Annotated in this window: 1 pseudogene; it reads right to left on the reverse strand. The window is 34.6% G+C overall.

The annotated features are described in order from the left end of the window. Positions 1-272 (reverse strand): annotated as a pseudogene (locus tag MTT29_RS09925) (methyl-accepting chemotaxis protein); the annotation flags it as partial.

Below are 272 nucleotides of genomic sequence, written 5' to 3' on the forward strand. Positions count from 1 at the left end.
TCTTCTTCCTAACCTCTTCAACAATAGCTTTAGCCATCTCATCTACTTCAGATGTTACTTCATTTGCTTCATTAGCAATTACAACGTTTTCTTTTGTTAGGTGATCTATTTGAGCAACTGATTCATTTATCATATTTATGCCTTCGCTTTGCTCTCTTATAGATTCACTCATCTCATTTATTGATTGAGCTAATACATTTGTATTTGCTTCTATCTCACCTAGAGATTTTTGAGTACGTTCAGCTAGTTTTCTAACTTCATCAGCCACGACG

This window comes from Campylobacter concisus (genome assembly GCF_050447485.1).
GTDB lineage: Bacteria > Campylobacterota > Campylobacteria > Campylobacterales > Campylobacteraceae > Campylobacter_A > Campylobacter_A concisus_BQ.